At 32.5% G+C, this 19,067-nt stretch carries 15 protein-coding genes; all 15 read left to right on the forward strand.

Features of this window, described 5'->3' with window-relative positions; genetic code table 11:
* Positions 1-468: 468 nt before the first annotated feature.
* The 15 genes from cooS to acsV all read left to right on the forward strand — a co-directional run bounded on the left by cooS (position 469) and on the right by acsV (position 18,759).
* A complete protein-coding gene (gene cooS / locus K0040_RS05795) occupies positions 469-2,430 on the forward strand; it encodes an anaerobic carbon-monoxide dehydrogenase catalytic subunit (RefSeq protein WP_228107977.1) in 1,962 nt (653 codons plus the stop codon).
* A gap of 146 nt (positions 2,431-2,576) precedes the next feature.
* On the forward strand, positions 2,577-3,362 hold the full coding sequence (locus tag K0040_RS05800; RefSeq protein WP_228107978.1) for an ATP-binding protein: 786 nt from the start codon (positions 2,577-2,579) through the stop codon (positions 3,360-3,362).
* An 85-nt stretch (positions 3,363-3,447) separates the two neighbouring features.
* The gene (locus K0040_RS05805; protein ID WP_228107979.1) at positions 3,448-5,124 is read left to right on the forward strand and encodes a formate--tetrahydrofolate ligase; all 1,677 of its coding nucleotides are present in this window, start codon (positions 3,448-3,450) and stop codon (positions 5,122-5,124) included.
* Positions 5,125-5,241: 117 nt separating this feature from the next.
* Positions 5,242-5,874, forward strand: a complete 633-nt coding sequence (locus tag K0040_RS05810; protein ID WP_228107980.1) for a cyclodeaminase/cyclohydrolase family protein — start codon at positions 5,242-5,244, stop codon at positions 5,872-5,874.
* Positions 5,875-6,040: 166 nt separating this feature from the next.
* Positions 6,041-6,898, forward strand: a complete 858-nt coding sequence (locus tag K0040_RS05815) for a bifunctional 5,10-methylenetetrahydrofolate dehydrogenase/5,10-methenyltetrahydrofolate cyclohydrolase (protein WP_228107981.1) — start codon at positions 6,041-6,043, stop codon at positions 6,896-6,898.
* A 48-nt stretch (positions 6,899-6,946) separates the two neighbouring features.
* Positions 6,947-7,621 (forward strand): methylenetetrahydrofolate reductase C-terminal domain-containing protein, encoded by a 675-nt coding sequence (locus K0040_RS05820; protein WP_228107982.1) that lies wholly within the window; start codon positions 6,947-6,949, stop codon positions 7,619-7,621.
* Positions 7,622-7,651: 30 nt separating this feature from the next.
* Complete coding sequence (locus K0040_RS05825) at positions 7,652-8,533, forward strand: methylenetetrahydrofolate reductase (RefSeq protein WP_228107983.1); 882 nt, start codon at positions 7,652-7,654, stop codon at positions 8,531-8,533.
* Between the two features lie 33 nt (positions 8,534-8,566).
* Positions 8,567-9,958 carry a dihydrolipoyl dehydrogenase gene (gene lpdA / locus K0040_RS05830; RefSeq protein WP_228107984.1) on the forward strand — a complete coding sequence of 464 codons (1,392 nt, stop codon included), beginning with the start codon at positions 8,567-8,569 and terminating at the stop codon, positions 9,956-9,958.
* Between the two features lie 54 nt (positions 9,959-10,012).
* The gene (locus K0040_RS05835) at positions 10,013-10,783 is read left to right on the forward strand and encodes an ATP-binding protein (protein ID WP_228107985.1); all 771 of its coding nucleotides are present in this window, start codon (positions 10,013-10,015) and stop codon (positions 10,781-10,783) included.
* A 19-nt stretch (positions 10,784-10,802) separates the two neighbouring features.
* Positions 10,803-11,747: an acetyl-CoA decarbonylase/synthase complex subunit delta gene (gene acsD / locus K0040_RS05840; protein ID WP_228107986.1), complete on the forward strand. Its 945-nt coding sequence runs from the start codon at positions 10,803-10,805 to the stop codon at positions 11,745-11,747.
* A 30-nt stretch (positions 11,748-11,777) separates the two neighbouring features.
* On the forward strand, positions 11,778-13,127 hold the full coding sequence (gene acsC, locus K0040_RS05845; protein ID WP_228107987.1) for an acetyl-CoA decarbonylase/synthase complex subunit gamma: 1,350 nt from the start codon (positions 11,778-11,780) through the stop codon (positions 13,125-13,127).
* A 64-nt stretch (positions 13,128-13,191) separates the two neighbouring features.
* The gene (acsE, locus tag K0040_RS05850; RefSeq protein WP_228107988.1) at positions 13,192-14,007 is read left to right on the forward strand and encodes a carbon monoxide dehydrogenase/acetyl-CoA synthase methytransferase subunit; all 816 of its coding nucleotides are present in this window, start codon (positions 13,192-13,194) and stop codon (positions 14,005-14,007) included.
* A 107-nt stretch (positions 14,008-14,114) separates the two neighbouring features.
* Complete coding sequence (gene acsB, locus K0040_RS05855; RefSeq protein WP_228107989.1) at positions 14,115-16,244, forward strand: acetyl-CoA decarbonylase/synthase complex subunit alpha/beta; 2,130 nt, start codon at positions 14,115-14,117, stop codon at positions 16,242-16,244.
* Between the two features lie 32 nt (positions 16,245-16,276).
* Positions 16,277-16,654: a glycine cleavage system protein GcvH gene (gene gcvH, locus K0040_RS05860; RefSeq protein ID WP_228107990.1), complete on the forward strand. Its 378-nt coding sequence runs from the start codon at positions 16,277-16,279 to the stop codon at positions 16,652-16,654.
* A 176-nt stretch (positions 16,655-16,830) separates the two neighbouring features.
* A complete protein-coding gene (gene acsV, locus K0040_RS05865; protein WP_228107991.1) occupies positions 16,831-18,759 on the forward strand; it encodes a corrinoid activation/regeneration protein AcsV in 1,929 nt (642 codons plus the stop codon).
* Positions 18,760-19,067: the final 308 nt, after the last annotated feature.

The raw sequence follows: 19,067 nt of genomic DNA on the forward strand, positions 1-19,067 counted from the left end.
GAGAATGTTTATGAAAGAAAAAAATCATTATTCTATAAAGGAAATTAAAAAAAGAATGATAATAAATGGTATTTTTAAAATGTAAATCGGTATACAATTCAAGTAAATTAATATATAATCTAATTAAAGCGACTAAATGAAAAAAATGGAAAATAAATGGTGATAAATCTAATCTTATGTTCTAATCTAAATTTCCATCGACAAAATAATTTCAAATAATTAATTAATAAAGAACGATCTTTTTAAAATTGTATAAGAGCGGTAGATAGTTATGCGTTTAATGTTATGTGAATATAACAAATTATATCTATGCTTGTGAAAAAAATAATTTTTTTAAATTAGGGAAATTATTTCCTAATAATTTTGTTTATCATATATTTTTTTAAATATATTGAAATATATAACTAAGGCATCTTTTTGTTGTTTCAAAAAATAGGGTTAAAAAATTACAAAGAGGGGAAAAAGAATATGGAAAAAAAAGATATTAACGTTCTTGAGCAAATGCAAAATATGACAGTGGACTTAAATAGTAAGGTAATGTTAGAGAAGGCAGAAAAAGATGGCGTTGAAACTATGTATAAAAGAAAATTAGGATACAAAGTTCAATGTGGTTTCGGTCTTCAAGGTGTATGTTGTAGAAACTGTGGTATGGGACCATGTAGAATAAGTGCAAAGACTCCAAGAGGACTTTGTGGAGCTGATGAACATACTATAGTAGGTAGAAACTTTGCAAGAATGTGTGCTGCTGGTACTGCTGCCCATTCAGATCATGCTAGAGATATAACTCATACATTAGCTTTAACTTGCCCAGGAGGAGATTATCAAGTTAAAGAACCTCAAAAATTAATAGAATTCGCTAAATTTATGGATGTTGATCCTGAAGGTAAAGATATATATGAATTAGCTCATGAAGTAGCTGAAGTATGTTTAATGGAATTTGGTAAGCCATTTGGTGTATCAAAATTATTAAAGAGAGCTCCAAAAGTAAGACAAGAATTATGGCATAAGTTAGGAATAGAACCAAGAGCTATAGATAGAGAAATAGCTACAGTAATGCATTCAACTCATATAGGATGTACAGCTGACTTAGACTCTCTAATACATATGTCAATGAGATGTTCAATGGCAGATGGTTGGGCAGGATCTATGATAGGTACAATGATTTCTGATATATTATTTGGAACTCCAAAACCAGTTCATACAGAAGCTAACTTAAATGTATTAGCAGGAAACAACGTAAACATAATATTACATGGACATGAGCCAACATTATCAGAAATGATAGTTGCAGCTTCTGAATTACCAGAAATGCAAGAATTAGCTAAAGAAGTTGGAGCTGATGGAATAACATTATCTGGAATATGTTGTACAGGTAATGAATTAACAATGAGACATGGTGTTAAAATAGCTGGTGACTTCCATCAACAAGAATTGGCTATAATAACTGGTGCTGTTGAAGCTATGATAGTTGACGTACAATGTATATTCCCAGCTTTACCTGAATTATCTAGTCATTATCATACTAAATTTATAACTACATCTCCAAAAGCTAGAATAACTGGAGCTACACATATGGAATTCCATGAAGATACAGCTATGGCAGATGCTAAAACAATAGTAAGAGAAGCTATAATGAACTTTAAAAATAGAGATGCATCTAAAGTTTTAGTTCCAGATTTAAAATCAGAAGGTATGGTTGGATATGCTGAAGAAGCTATAGTAGGACAATTAAATAATGTTGTTAATACACAAATAGATGAAATGGATACATTAAAACCATTAGTAGATGTTCTTGCATCTGGAGTAATAAGAGGGGTTGTAGGTGTTGTTGGATGTAACAATGCTAAAACTCCAACTAACTATAACCATTTAACTATAATAAAAGAATTAATCAAAAACGATTTCTTAGTAGTAACTACAGGATGTGGTGCTTCTGCAGCTGCTAAGAATGGTTTGATGTTAAAAGAAAATGCTCCTAAATACGCGGGAAAAGGTTTGGCAACAGTTTGTGAATTAGTTGATATACCTCCTGTAATACATTTAGGATCTTGTGTTGATAACTCTCGTATACTGAATGTTTGTTCACTAGTAGCAAATGCTTGTGATATGGATATCTCTGATTTACCAGTTGCTGGATGTGCTCCAGAGTGGATGTCAGAAAAAGCAATAGCTATAGGTACTTATGTTGTATCTTCTGGTATAGATACTTTCTTAGGTGTTATGCCACCAGTAACAGGTTCTTCTAGAGCTGTTGAATTATTATGTGGTGGATTAAAAGATCAAGTAGGAGCTTGCTTCTTTGTTAACGAAGATCCAGTAGAATTAGCTAAAATGATAATGGATGACATAGAATCTAAACGTCCAGCATTTGAAGAGTTATATCAAGAAAGAGTTTTAAACAAAAGATTAGCAGGAGTAGCTGCTGAGTAATAAATAATCTACAAAATTAAGTTAATAAAAGTTAGTTTATTGTTAATATTCAATTAACAATAAACTAACTACATATATATTCAGGTAAAAACTAGCTTTTTATTAAATTTGAGACAATACACTAAGGACGGGAGATGAAGGGGAATATGAAAATAGCAATAACAGGGAAAGGTGGAGTAGGTAAAACAACTTTTTCCTCAATGATAGCAAGAATGTTTGCAGATGAAGGCTTTAGAGTTGTGGCTGTTGATGCAGATCCAGATGCCAATCTAGCTTTAGCATTAGGTTTTCCAAAGGATGTTTATGAATCAATTGTACCAATATCTGAAATGAAAAAATTAGTATCAGAAAGAACTGCAACTAGCGAGGGTACTTTTAATAAAATGTTTAAATTAAATCCAAAAGTTGATGATATTCCACAAAAATATTGTAAAGAACATAATGGAGTAGGACTGTTAACACTAGGTACTGTTGATACAGGAGGATCTGGATGTGTATGTCCAGAGCATGTCTTATTAAAAAGATTATGCTCACATCTAATATTACAAAACAACGATGTAGTTGTAATGGATATGGAAGCAGGAATTGAACATTTAGGAAGAGGTACTGCTCAAGGTGTTGATGCATTTATAGTAGTAGTTGAACCTGGTGAAAGAAGTTTACAAACCTATAGAAAAGTTAAAAAACTAGGTAATGATATAGGTGTTAAAAAAGTATATGTAGTTGGAAATAAAATGAGAGACGAACAAGATATTGAGTTTATAAAGGGTAATCTTGAAGATGGGGAAGCTTTAGGGTTTATTCATTATAATCAGCAAGTGATTGATTCAGATAGAGCAAACCAATCTCCTTACGATATAAGTGAAGCAACTAGAAATGAGATAAAAGCTATTAAAAATAGACTAGTTGAAATAAAGAATCAGAACAGTTAAAAATTGATAAAGTAAGCTTAAAACAGTAATAGTACATAAAAATATGCTTTTACTGCTTATTATAAAAACTGTGGGAGGAATAGTTATGGGATTTAAATCAGATATTGAAATTGCTCAAGAAGCAAAACCTCTAGATATTAGAGAAATAGGTAAAAAATTAGGTTTAACAGAGGACGACTTAGAGTTATATGGTAAGTACAAAGCTAAAGTAGATTATAATCTATTGAAAAAAGACAATGGTGGTAAAAAAGCTAAGTTAATATTAACTACAGCTATAAACCCTACTCCAGCAGGAGAAGGAAAAACAACTACTACTATAGGTGTTGCTGATGGATTAAATAAATTAGGAAAAAATGTACTTGTTGCATTAAGAGAACCTTCTTTGGGACCAGTATTTGGTATCAAAGGTGGTGCAGCAGGTGGTGGATATGCTCAAGTTGTACCAATGGAAGACATAAACTTACACTTTACTGGTGATTTCCATGCTATAGGTGCTGCTAACAACTTATTAGCTGCAATATTAGATAACCATATTCATCAAGGGAATGAATTAGGAATTGATAGTAGAACCATTACTTGGAGAAGATGCGTAGACATGAATGATAGACAATTAAGAAACGTAGTTGATGGATTAGGATCTAGAGCTGATGGTGTTGCAAGAGAGGATGGATTTGATATTACAGTTGCTTCAGAAGTAATGGCTGCTTTCTGTTTAGCAAGTGATATTATGGACTTAAAGGCTAGATTAGGAAGAATAGTTGTTGGTTATAACTTTGAAGGTCAACCAGTAACTTCTGAACAATTAAAAGCTAATGGAGCTATGGCTGCATTATTAAAAGATGCTTTAAAACCAAACTTAGTTCAAACTTTAGAGGGAACACCTGCTTTTGTACATGGAGGGCCATTTGCTAATATAGCTCATGGATGTAACTCTGTTATAGCTACAAGAATGGCTATGCACTTCGCAGACTACGTTGTTACTGAGGGAGGATTTGGTGCTGACCTTGGTGCTGAAAAATTCTTAGATATAAAATGTAGAATGGCTAACTTAAAACCAGATGCTGTTATAATAGTTGCTACAGTTAGAGCACTTAAATATAATGGTGGAGTTCCAAAAGATCAATTAAATAATGAAAACTTAGAAGCTCTAGAAGCTGGTATACCAAACTTATTAAAACACGTTGAAAATATAACTCAAGTTTATAAATTACCAGCAGTAGTTGCTATAAATGAATTCCCAACTGATACTCAAGCAGAAGTTGAATTAGTTAGAGCTAAATGTCAAGAATTAGGTGTTAACGTTGCTTTATCTCAAGTATGGGCTAAAGGTGGAGAAGGTGGAATTGAATTAGCTAAAGAAGTAGTAAGACTTTGTGATCAACCAAATGAATTCCAATTCTGCTATGAAGACGATTTAACATTAGTAGAAAAAATAGAAGCGATAGCTACTAAAATATATGGAGCTGATGGAGTTAACTTTACTCCTCAAGCTAAAAAGGAACTAACTAGATTAGAAGGTTTAGGATTTGGAAATATGCCAGTATGTATGGCTAAAACACAATATTCTTTAACTGATGATCTTAATGTATTAGGTAGACCTACTGGATTTAAAATTACAGTTAGACAAGTAACTGTTTCTGCAGGTGCAGGATTTGTTGTTGCTCTTACTGGAGAAATAATGAAGATGCCAGGACTTCCAAAACGCCCAGCTGCAGAAAGAATAGATGTTGATGAAAATGGAGTAATTTCAGGATTATTCTAGAATTATAAAATTGAAAATTAATCTTTAAACATATAAATATAAAGAAGTGGTGCACAATACTATTTTGTGCACTACCTTCTAACTAACCTTGAATAATTTAAGGAGGCATAAATCTTTATGGAAAAAATAGCGCAAAAAAGTTGTGTAGATTTTATTGAAGTATTAGCTTCTAAATCTGCTGTACCAGGAGGCGGAGGAGCCGCTGCACTTGCTGGAGCAATAGGGATGGCTCTAGGAAGTATGGTTTGTAATTTAACTACTGGAAAGAAAAAGTATGCTCAGTATGAAGAAACTATTCAAGAAATACTAGCTAAAGCAGCAAAGTTAGAAGAAGAACTTTTATCTATGATAGATAAAGATGCAGAAGGATTTTATCCATTATCAAAAGCATATGGTCTTCCAACTTCTACTGAAGAAGAAAAGCAATATAAATCTGAAACAATGGAAAAATGTTTAAAAGTTGCATGTGAAGTACCTATGAATATAGTAAGATTATGCTTCGACTCTATAAAACTACATGAAGAACTTGTTGATAAAGGCTCTAAGCTTGCTATAAGTGACGTGGGATGCGGAGTTCAATGTTTAAGAGCTGCTATATTATCAGGTCAATTGAATGTAATAATTAATGTTAATTCAATGAAAGACAGAGAATATGCAGGGAAAATAGAAACAGAATGTAATCAATTAGTACAAGATGGTGTTAAAATTTGTGATGAAGTATATCAAAAAGTATTAATTGCTTTAGGATAAGAATTTTCAGGTTAAACTAATAACATAAAAATATATTATAGCTTCAGAATTATAATATATTTTTATACAAAACTATTTATATAAAAGCGAAAATAATAAGATAAGTATATAATTTAATTAAGGACAAACGGAAAACAATCTTAATAAATGTGGGAGGAAAAGTAGAGTGGGAGAGATAATTAAAGGTAAGCCAGTTGGAGATGCACTTAGCGAAGTGTTAAAAGGTGAGTGTGAAGCCTTGGTTAAAGATGGTATACAACCTAAATTAGCTATTTTAAGAGTTGGTGCTAAGCCTAATGACCTTTCATATGAAAAGGGCGCTCTTAAAAAATGTGAAACAATAGGAATTACAGCAGAAGTTACTGAGTTACCAGATGGAACAACTCAAGAAAAATATATAGAAGTATTAGAAAAGTTAAATAAGGATGCTTCAGTGCACGGGATATTAACTTTTAGACCATTACCAGAAGGTATAGATGAAGAAGTAATAAAAAATGTTATAGCACCAGAAAAGGATGTTGATTGCTTTAGTCCAATGAATACAGCAAAACTTATGGAAGGAGACAAGACTGGATTCCCTCCATGTACTCCAACAGCAGTGGTTGAAATATTAAAACATTATAATGTATCGCTAAAAGGGGCTAATGTAGTTGTTCTAGGTAGATCAATGGTAGTTGGTAAACCAGTATCAATGTTATTACTAGGTGAAAATGCTACAGTTACAATTTGTCATTCAAAAACTAAAGATTTACCAAAAGTTTGTGCTAATGCAGATGTTTTAGTTGCAGGTGTTGGTAGAGCGAGAATGGTTAAAGCTGAGTATGTTAAAGAAGGTGCAGTTGTAATAGATGTTGGTATAAATGCTAAACCTGAAGGTGGAGGAATTTGCGGAGATGTTGATACTGATGATGTTGTAGGAAAAGCATCAATGGTAACTCCAGTTCCAGCGGGTGTTGGTTCAGTAACAACTTCTATACTTGCTAAACATGTGATAAAAGCATGTAAACAACAAAACAACAAGTAATTAGACACAAATGTATTTGAAATAGAAAACTTTGGGGGGAAAATATCTATGGTAATATCTGATAGAAAACCAATGGCTGAAATATTAGGATTTTTAAAAGATGCTAAAAAGGTTATATTAGTAGGATGTAACCAATGTGCAGCTGCTAGTAAAACTGGTGGTGAACCTGAAATACAAGAAATGAGAGCTTTATTAGAAGCTGAAGGAAAAGAAGTATTGGGATGTCTTCTTCCAGATACAGCTTGTAACTTGTTACTAGGTAAGAAAGAATTCAAATCATTAAAAGATGAGTTAAAAGATGCTGATGCAATATTATCATTAGCATGTGGAGATGGAACTCAAACTATTGTAAAAAATACTAAAAAACAAAATATTCCTGTTTACCCAGCTAATAACACTTTATTTATAGGTGAAGTTGAAAGAGTTGGTCAATTTGAAGAAGCATGTAAGGCATGTGGAGAATGTGAACTTGGTTGGACTGGAGGAATTTGTCCAGTTACTATGTGTGCTAAAGGCCTAATAAATGGTGCATGTGGCGGAGCTAAAAATGGTAAATGTGAAGTTGATCCAGACAATGATTGTGCATGGGTAAAAATCTATGAAAGACTTAAGGATTTAAATCAACTAGATAACTTATTAGAAGTAAGAGCTCCAAAAGATTATTCTAAACAATTAAATCCAAGAAGACACAACGCAAATAGAAAAGCTGAAGCTGAAGCTTAAAAGTTAGGTAAATAAAGGGGGATTATTTTCATGAGTAAGTTACAAGAAGCATTTGAAAGAGGAGAATTCGCTGTAACTGCAGAGATGGCACCACCAAAAGGTACGGACCTTTCTCACTTACTAGAATGTGCTAAATTATGTGTAGGAAGAGTTCATGCTGCAAACGTAACAGATTTCCAATCTGCTGTAATGAGAGCAACTTCTCTAGCTACATGTAAATTGTTAAAAGATATAGGATTAGAGCCAGTAATACAAATGACTGGTAGAGATAGAAATAGAATCGCAATAGAAGGTGAAATGCTTTCTGCTGGTGTATTAGGTATAGACAACTTATTAGCTTTAACAGGTGACCATACAAGTGTAGGTGACCATCCACAGGCTAAACCAGTGTTTGATTTAGATTCTGTAGGTATATTAAAAACAGCTTCTACTTTAAATGCAGGTACAGATAGTGTGGGACTTGAATTACAAGGAAAAACAAACTTCTACTTAGGAGCTTGTGTTACACCTGAATATGATCCAATAGAAGTACAATTATTAAAAATGCAGAAGAAAATAAATGCTGGAGCTAAATTTTTCCAAACTCAAGCAGTTTATGATATAGAACATATGAGAAAATTTAGAGAACTTACTAAGGATATGGATTGTAAAATCATGGCTGGTATAGTTCCATTAAAATCACCTGGAATGGCTAAATTTATGACAGCAAATGTTCCTGGCATATTTGTTCCAGATGATCAAATAGAAAGATTAAAAGCAGCAGGTAAAGGCAATTATGTACAAGAAGGTATTAAGATGGCTGGTGAGTTCATTAAACAACTTAAAGAAGAAAATCTATGTGATGGAGTACATATAATGGCAATTGGTGCAGAAGAAAATGTTCCAAAAATATTAGACGAAGCAGGGTTATAAAAATTTTATTTTAAGTTAAATGGGGGATTGAACATGAAAGTTGCAGTAGTTGGTGGTGGCCCAGGAGGATATGTAGCAGCTTTAAAAGCAGCTATGCTTGGTGCTGAAGTAACAGTAATAGAAAAAAGTAGACTAGGAGGAACTTGCTTAAATGTAGGATGTATACCTACTAAAGCATTATTAGCTTCTAGTGATGTATTAAGAACAGTTCAAGAAGCAAAATCTTTTGGAATAAATGTTGAAGGTGAAGTTAAACCTGATTTTCAAGCTATAGTAGCTAGAAAACAAAAAATAACAGATGAATTAGTTGCAGGAATCCAATTCCTTTTCGATAAAAGAGGAGTTAAAAAAATAGATGGATTTGGAAAACTAATTGACAAAAACACTATAGAAGTTACTAAGGATGATGGAAGTGTAGAGGAAGTTAAAGCTGATAAAATAATATTAGCTAACGGTTCTATACCTACAGTATTTCCGTTTATGCCATACAATGGTAAAAATGTTATAACTTCTGATGAGGTATTGAGTTTAGAAAAGCTACCAAAATCTATGGTTATAATAGGTGGTGGAGTTATAGGATCTGAAATAGGTCAATTCTATTCTTCACTAGGAACAAAAGTTACGATAGTAGAAGTTCTTCCACAAATATTAGGAAGAATGGATTCTGATGGTGCTAAAGCTCTTGCAAGACAATTCAAGAAAGACAAAATAAAAGTTATGTGTAACGTTGCAACTGATAGCTTTGAAGTTAGTGATGACATAGTTAAACTTAACTTAAATAACGGCAAATCTTTACAAGCAGAAGTAGTATTACTTTGTACAGGAAGAAAACCAAACTTGGCTAACTCTGGTGTAGCTGAAGCTGGTGTTAAAATGACTGATAGAGGATTCATTGAAGTAAATGAATACATGGAAACAAATCTTGAAGGTGTTTACGCTATAGGTGATATTATACCAGGAGCAATGCTTGCACACGTTGCATCTGCTGAAGGTATGGTAGCTGCAGAAAATGCAGTAAAAGGAAATGGCGAAACTGTTAATTATAAATCTATCCCAAGTTGTGTATATACAGAACCTGAAGTAGCAGGTGTAGGAAAAACTGAAGATGAATTAAAAGCTGAAGGTGTAGAATATCATGTTGGTAAATTTGATTTTAGAGGTTTAGGTAAAGCTAAAGCTATAGGAAAAATACAAGGATTTATCAAAATATTAGTTGATAAAGACGATGTAATAATAGGGGCAACTCTAGTAGGACCTCACTGTACAGACCTATTAACTGAATTATCTCTAGCAGTAGGTTTAGGTCTAAAAGCTAAAGATGTAGGAAGAGTAATACACGCACATCCAAGCTTATCAGAAGGTATTATGGAAGCATTACATGATATTCATGGAGAATGTGTTCACTCAGTACCATCATCTTTATAAGCTAAGTAATAGAGTAAAAGCTCTGCTTAGGCATATTAAGGGGGAAATCCTAAAATGAGTTATAACATAGCAGTAGCAGGAAAAGGTGGAACTGGCAAAACAAGTCTTACAGGGCTTTTGATAGATATATTATTGAAAGAAAATAAAAAACCGATTTTAGTAGTTGATGCTGATGCCAATGCTAACATTAATGAAGTATTAGGTGTTGAAGTTGATGAAACTATAGGTCAAATTAGAGAAGAAGCTAATATGACTGAAAAAAAAGGAAATTCATTTCCTGGAGGTATGACAAAAGCTCAATTTTTGCAATGGAAGTTAAATTCTATATTGGTAGAAGGAAACGGATATGACTTGTTAGTAATGGGTAGATCTGAAGGCGAAGGGTGTTATTGCTTCGTAAATGGAATACTAAGAGAACAAGTTAAACAGATTTCTGGTCAGTACAATTATGTTATTACTGATAATGAAGCAGGGATGGAACATCTAAGTAGGAAGACAACTAAACATATAGACACTTTATTATTAGTTAGCGATTGTTCAAGAAGAAGTATTCAAGCTGTTGCAAGAATTAGAGACTTAGCTAAGGAATTAAATTTAAGTGTTGGAAAAGTTTATCTTATAGTAAATAAAGCTCCAGAGGGCATATTAAGTAATGGTGTAAAAGAAGAAATTAATATGCATAATTTAGATCTTCTAGGTGTTGTACCTTTAGATGAATTAATATATAAATATGATTCAGATGGAATTCCATTAGTGAAATTACCAAAGGAATCAAAATCTAGATTAGCCATGGAGAGTATAGTGGCAAAATTAGAATTAAAATAGGCTTAAGGGGGAAAAAAATATGGCATTTAAAATGTCTGTTCAAAAGAGTTCTGGAAAAATAAGTGAAGTAGTAATAGGAACAGGAGAAAAAGCTATAACGCTAGGTGGAGAGAATGTATTACCATTCTATAGCTTTGATGGTGATACAGGTAATATTCAAAAAGTAGGGATTGAGATAAATGACGTATATCCAGAAACTTGGATTGATAGCTACAAAGAAATGTACAAAGATGTAGCAAATGACCCTGCTGCTTGGGCAAAATATGTTCAAGATAATTCAGAAGCAGATTTTATATGCTTAAGATTTGTTGGAGCAGATCCTAACGCTGATGATAAGTCTCCTGAAGAATGTGCAGAAGTAGCTAAAAAAGTTGCTGACGCAATAGACTTACCTTTAGTAGTTGCAGGATGTGGTGTTGCTGAAAAAGATGGTAAATTATTTGCTAAAGTTGCAGAAGCTTTAGAAGGCAAAAATGTTTTAATATTATCTGCAGTTGAAGATAACTACAAAGAAGTAGGTGCTGCGGCAGGATTGGCTTATGGTCAAAAAGTTGGAGCAGAATCAGCTGTTGATATAAACTTAGCTAAACAAATGAATGTTTTGCTAACTCAATTAGGTGTTAAACCTGAAAATATAGTTATGAACATTGGGTGTTCAGCTGTTGGATATGGATATGAGTATGTTGCATCTACAATAGATAGAATAAGACTTGCTGCTTTCAACCAAAATGATAAGCAATTACAAATACCAATAGTTACACCGGTTTCTTTTGAAGTTGGTCATGTTAAAGAGGCTATAGCTGATGAAGCAGATCAACCAGAATGGGGATGCAGTGAAAAGAGAAGTATAGCAATGGAAGTTTCTACAGCAACAGCTGTTTTAGTAGGCGGATCTGACGCTGTAATACTTCGTCATCCAGAATCAGTAAAAACTATAAAATCATTTATAAGCGAGTTAGCTTAATAATATTTGTAAGGTTAGGGGGATAAAATAATGGCACTAAAAGCTTTAGATATATTTAAATTAACACCAAAGAAAAACTGTAAAGAATGTGGATTTCCAACTTGTATGGCTTTCTCTATGAAGGTTGCTTCAGGAGCGGTTGAGGTTGAAAAATGTCCACATATGTCTGATGAATCAATACAAAAATTATCAGAGGCAACTGCACCTCCAATGAAAACTTTAAAAGTTGGAGCTGGAGAAAGTGAATATACTCTAGGTGGAGAAACTGTATTATTTAGACATGAAAAAACTTTAGTAAGTAAAAATAGATATGCTATAGCATTTTGCGATTGTATGACTGAAGAACAAGTAGATGCTAAAATAGCTAATATAAAAGCTGTAGAATATGAAAGAATCGGCGAAATAATGAAAGCTGAATTTGCTTGTGTTACTTACAGTGATAATAAAGAAAATTTCTTAAATATAATAAATAAATTAAAAGCAGAAACTAGTGTAGCTTTCATATTAAATGTAGATGATGCTGAAGTAGCTAAAGAAGCTGTTGCAGCACTTGCTGGATTAAAACCAGTAGTAGTTGGAGCAACTAAAGATAACTATGAAGCTATGATAGATGTAGTTAAAGGTGATAACTTAGCTCTAGGCCTAAAAGCTGCAAGCTTAGAAGAGTTATATGAAACAACAGAATTAGTTCAAAAAGCTGGATATAAAGAATTAATACTTGATGTAACAGGTGAAACTGTAAAAGATACATATGTTAATGCAGTTCAAGTAAGAAGAACAGCATTAAAAGAACAAGATAGAACTTTCGGATATCCATCTATAGTATTTGTAAGTAAATTAGCCAATGGAGATGAAATGATGGAAGTTGCATTATCATCTGCATTTACAGTTAAATACGGTTCTATAATAGTAATAGATGACATAAACTATGCAAAAGCATTACCACTATATGCTTTAAGACAAAATTTATTTACTGACCCTCAAAAACCAATGAGAGTTGAAACTAAAGTTTATCCAATAAATAACCCAGATGAGAACTCTCCAGTTTTAGTAACTGTTGACTTTGCATTAACTTACTTTGTTGTAACTGGTGAACTTGAAAGATCTAAAGTTCCTTGCTGGTTAGTAATACCAGATGCTGGTGGATATTCAGTTCTTACATCTTGGGCTGCTGGTAAATTTGGTGGTAGTGTAATAGGAAATTTTGTTAAAGAGTGTGGTATAGCTGATATGACTAAGAGCAGAGACTTAATCATACCAGGTAAAGTTGCTGTTATACAAGCAGACATACAAGATAACTTACCAGATTGGAATGTTATAGTTGGTACTCCAGAAGCTATGGAACTTCCAAAATTCTTAAAAGAGAGATATGGAAAATAGATAAAGTTTTATTTTATTAATAAAATTATATAAACATATAAAATCTAAGGGGGATAAAATTAATATGGAAAAATTTATGATTATAGGTGAAAGAATTCACTGTATAGCACCACCAATAAGAAAAGCTATAGCTGAAAGAAATCCAGAGCCAATAATAAAAAGAGCGATAGAGCAATTAGATGCAGGAGCTCATGTTATAGATTTTAACATAGGACCAGCTGAAAGAGATGGAGCAGAAATAATGGAGTGGGGAGTTAAATTACTTCAAAGTGAATTAAATAATGTTCCATTAGCTTTAGATACAGCAAACGTTGCAGCTTTAGAAGCTGGATTAAAAGTATATGATAGAACTCATGGAAAACCAATCATAAACTCTGCTGATGCTGGAGATAGAATGCATTTAATGGAAGTAGCTGGAGAATATGATGCAGCTATAATAGCATTATGTGCTAAGGAAGGTATACCATCAGACAATGAGCAACGTATGGGATATTGTACTGAGCTAATAGAAGCAGCTGCTATGGCTGGAATTGATCCAGAAACAGATGTATACTTTGACCCACTTTGCCTAGTTATAAAAGGAATGCAAGACAAACAAATGGATGTTATAGATGCGATAAGACAAATGACTGAAATGGGATTAAAAACTACTGGAGGATTATCAAACGTATCTAATGGTTGTCCAAAACACATAAGACCAATATTAGATAGTAATTGGTTAGCAATGGCTATGGCTAATGGATTCTCTTCTGCAATAGTTAACCCATTAGATGAGTTATTAATGCAAACTATAAAATCTTGCGACATAATAAGAAATGCAAACTTATATGCAGACTCTTTCTTAGAAGTAAAAGATTTAGCTTTTGATTATAAAGGATAATAAAAATTAGAATTTTAAATTAGAATTAGGTTTAAATGGCTAGGCATCAAAAACTAATGCTTAGCCTAAATATAAACATATAATTCATAAAAGGGGGAAGTAAAAAAGTGAATTTATATAACATAATCTACACAGGTGCAAACCAAGCATATGATGCAGCAAACGGAGCACTTACAGCTGCAATAGCAGAAAAAGGTAAAGAATGTCCGGTGGCATTTCCAGATACAGCATATTCTCTTCCATGTATATATGCTGCAACAGGCAAAAAAATGGCTACTTTAGCAGATTTAGAAGGTGCTTTAGCAATAGTAAAATCTTTAATAGTAGAAAAACCATTACTAGAAACAGCTTTAAATGCTGGTTTAGCTACAGCTTTAGCCGCTGAAATAGTTGAAGCAGTTAAATATGCTTTAAATCCAACTCCATATGAAGCTCCATGTGCAGGACACGTAGTTGACCCTATAATAAGATCTCTAGGTGTACCACTAGTTACTGGAGATATACCTGGTGTTGCAGTTGTTCTTGGTGAATGCCCAGATGCTGAAACATTAGCAAAAGTAGTTAAAGATTACCAATCTAAGGGTATAATGACTTTCTTAGTTGGAAAAGTTATAGATCAAGCTATAGAAGCTGGAGTAAAAATGAGTGTAGAACTTCGTGTTATACCTCTAGGATATGATGTAACAGCAGTTATACACGTTGTTTCTGTTGCTATAAGAGCTGCATTAATATTCGGTGCTGTTCCTCCAGGTGATTTAAACCAATTATTAGAATATACAGCTAAGAGAGTTCCTGCATTTGTTAATGCATTTGGACCACTTAGTGAATTAATAGTTGCTTGTGGTGCTGGAGCTATAGCTCTTGGATTCCCAGTTATAACTGACCAAGTAGTTACTGAAGTTCCTTGCAACTTATTAACTCAAAGAGATTATGATAAATTTGTTGCTACTTCATTAGAAGCTAGAAATATAAAAATAAAAGTTACTGAAATACCTATACCAGTTGGATTCGCTGCAGCTTTCGAAGGTGAAAGAATAAGAAAAGCTGAAATGGCTTACGAATTTGGTGGAAATAAAACTCCTGCTTGGGAATTAGTTATAGCTAAATCTATGGCAGAAATAGAAGACCACAAAATAGAAGTTATAGGTGAAAATATAGATCCAGATAAATTAGCAGAGGGAATTACTAGATTGCCACTTGCTATAGTAGTTAATGTAGCAGGTAAAGCAATGCAAGAAGATTTCGAACCAGTTCTTGAAAGAAGATTCCACTACTTTATGAACTATATAGAAGGATTAATGCATGTAGGCCAAAGGGATATGTCTTGGGTAAGAATATCTAAAGATGCTGTTGAAAAAGGATTCACTCTTGAGCATATAGGTGAAGTTATGTATGCTATGATGAAAGATGAATTTGAAGCTGTTGTTGATAAATGTGAAGTTACTATAATCACTGATGAAGCAATAGTTAATGAAAGAAAAGCTGAAGCTTTAGCTAAATATGAATCTAGAGATGATAGATTAGCATCACTTGTTGATGAAAGTGTTGAAGATTTCTATTCTTGTAACATGTGTCAATCATTCGCACCAGCTCACGTTTGTGTAGTTACTCCTGAAAGATTAGGACTTTGTGGAGCAGTTTCTTGGTTAGATGCAAAAGCTACTAAAGAACTTAACCCAACAGGACCTTGTCAACCAATAGCTAAAGGTGATTGTATAGATGAAAAGAAAGGTATTTGGGAATCAGTTAATGAAACTGTAAACGAAATATCTCAAGGTGCAGTTGAGAAAGTTACTCTTTACTCTATAATGGAAGATCCTATGACTTCTTGTGGATGCTTCGAATGTATATGTGGTATTATGCCAGAAGCTAATGGATTAGTTATAGTAAATAGAGAGTTCCCAGGAATAACTCCTGTTGGTATGACTTTCGGTGAACTTGCATCTATGACTGGTGGTGGAGTTCAAACTCCAGGATTCATGGGTCATGGTAGACATTTCATATCTTCAAAGAAATTTGCTTATACTGAAGGTGGACCAGAAAGAATAGTTTGGATGCCAAAAGAATTAAAAGATTTCGTAGCTGATAAATTAGATCAAACAGTTAAAGAAATGGTAGGAATAGAAAACTTCAGCGAAATGATTTGTGATGAAACAATAGCTGATGATTCTGAAGGAGTTTGTGCATTCCTTGAAGAAAAAGGACATCCAGCATTATCTATGGATCCAATAATGTAATTTAAATAAAAATATTAGGGGAGAAAAAATATATGAGTACAGTAGCAGGATTAAAATATTCTCCAAAACATACTTGGGTAAAAGTTGAAGGGGAATTTGCATTTATTGGAGTAAGTGACTTTGCTCAAGAACAATTAGGAGAAGTTTTATTTGTTGAAATGCCAGAAATAGATGATGAATTAACAAAAGATGAGTCTTTTGGTGTTATAGAATCATCAAAAGTGGCTTCTGATTTAATAGCTCCAGTTTCAGGAGTAGTAGTTGAAATAAATGAAGACAAATTAGAAGATGAACCTGAGTATGTGAATGAAGCTCCTTACGATGCTTGGATATGTAAAGTAAAAATGTCAGATACATCTGAATTAGATACTTTATTAAGTGGAGAAGATTACGAAAAAGGTTTAGAATAAGAATTAGATAGATAATTTGAACTAAAAAGAAAGCATAGTAAATTTAATAGAATTAAGTTTACTATGCTTTTTTAAGTATATTGAGTTAAAATAATAATAAAAGGGTATTTTATACATATTTTAGTAATATATAAGGTTGAGTGATTATTAAAATTAATTTATTGGGGTGAGGTAGAATGGCTAAAGTTTTTTTTAAATCACATAACAAGGAAGTAGAATGTGGACTTGGAGAAAAATTACTGGATGTAGCAAGAAAAGCAGATATTTTTATAGATGCGCCTTGTAATGGATCTCAATCATGTGGAAAGTGTAAAGTAAAGTTATTAGAGGGGAAATGTGATACAGAAAAGACAGTACATATTAGTGATGAAGAATATGAACAAGGATATATTTTAGCTTGTGCAACTGAAGTAACAGAAGATATTGTTGTAGATGTTCCATCTAAACTTTCATCTTCTATGCATGGCATGAAAATTGAGGGTACAGGGAAAAAAGTAGATAAGAAATTATTTGATAGAGCGAGAGGTATAATAGAAGAAAATGAATTTTCTTATAGTACTAATGTGGAGAAAAAATACATTGAATTAGATGAACCTTCATTAGATGACAATATAAGCGATGTGGACAGATTAGATAGACAAGTAAGACAAGATTTGGGTATTGATGGAATAGATTTTAGGTTAGATATATTAAAAAAACTGCCATTAGTATTAAGAGAAGATAATTTTAAAATAACTTTAACTTATGTTAAAAAGAAAAATAAGGTTACAATATTAAATGTAGAACCAGGAAATAAAGAAGGGGAACTATATGGACTAGCTATAGATATAGGTACAACATCTGTAGTTGTTTGCTTAGTAAATTTAATTACTAATGAAGTTGTGGAAAAAGCATCTTCAGGAAATGCACAAATAAAATATGGTGCTGATGTAATTAATAGAATTGTATTTGCTGTTAGAAAAAACAATTTAGAAATTATGAGAAAAGCAATTATAGAGGATACTTTAAATCCATTAATTGAATCTCTGTACACAAGTGCAGGCATAAATAAAAATAACGTAGTAAGAGTTGTATTATCTGGAAATACAACAATGTCTACGCTTTTCTTAGGCATATATCCTGACTATTTAAGATTAGAGCCATATATTCCACCATACTTAAAATCACCAAACTTAATGGGTGAAGATGTAGGATTAAATGTTAATAAAAGTGCTTTAATATACTTAGCTCCAAACGTGGCAAGTTATGTAGGTGGAGATATAACTTCAGGTGTATTATCAGCAGGAATATGGGCTAGCGAAGAAAATACATTATTCATAGACCTTGGTACTAATGGAGAAATTGTATTTGGAAATAAAGATTTTATGATGTGTTGTGCATGCTCAGCAGGACCAGCCTTTGAAGGTGGAGGAATTAGTTGTGGTATGAGAGCATCAGATGGAGCAGTAGAAAAAGTTAGTATAGACGAAAATACTTTAGAACCTGAATTAACAATAATAGGCGAATGTACACCTATAGGAATTTGTGGTTCAGGTATAATAGATTTAATATGTCAGATGCTACTTAAAGGCATAATTGACAGAAGAGGAAAAATAAAAAGAGAGTTAGATAATAAAAGAGTCAGATTTAATGAACATGATATAGGTGAATATATCTTAGCATTTAAAGAAGACTACGAAGGTTTGGAAAATGATTTGTTTATTAATGAGGTAGATATTGATAATTTTATCAGAACAAAAGGTGCTATATATTCAGGAGCATCAGTGCTTGTAGAAAGTTTGGGCATGGATTTTGAAGTGGTTGATAATGTTTATATAGCAGGAGGAATAGGAAATAACCTTGATATTGAAAACTCAATCTTAATAGGTTTGCTTCCAGATATAGAAAGAAGTAAGTTTAAGTATATAGGAAATAGTTCATTAGTTGGATCATATTTAAGCTTAATAAGTTCAAATGCAAGACACAAACTAGAAGAAATTGCATCTCAAATGACATATGTAGAGTTAAGTGTATATCCTACATATATGGATGAATTTGTGTCAGCGTGCTTTTTGCCACATACTAATATAGATCAGTTCCCAACAGTAAAAGAAATTTTAGAATGAAAATAATAATTTATAACAGATAAAAAAGCTATGGAATCAAGTAAAACTGCGTAATTCATAGCTTTTTTATAATGTTAAATAAATTATATGTGTCGTATTTTGTATAAAAATAAAAAAATGTAGTATTATGTATAATATTTAATATTCTGCAAATGTTTTACATTATTTACATATAAAGTAATAAATGTTATATTATTATTGAATAAAGCACAAGAAGTGCTAAATATTTATCAGAAGATTAATATGAGAAAAAAGCTAAGAAAAGATTTAATGCTACATAATAACAGCATAAACACAGTAATTAAGAC

The sequence above is a fragment of the Terrisporobacter petrolearius genome (assembly GCF_020748185.1).
GTDB classification, from domain to species: domain Bacteria; phylum Bacillota; class Clostridia; order Peptostreptococcales; family Peptostreptococcaceae; genus Terrisporobacter; species Terrisporobacter petrolearius.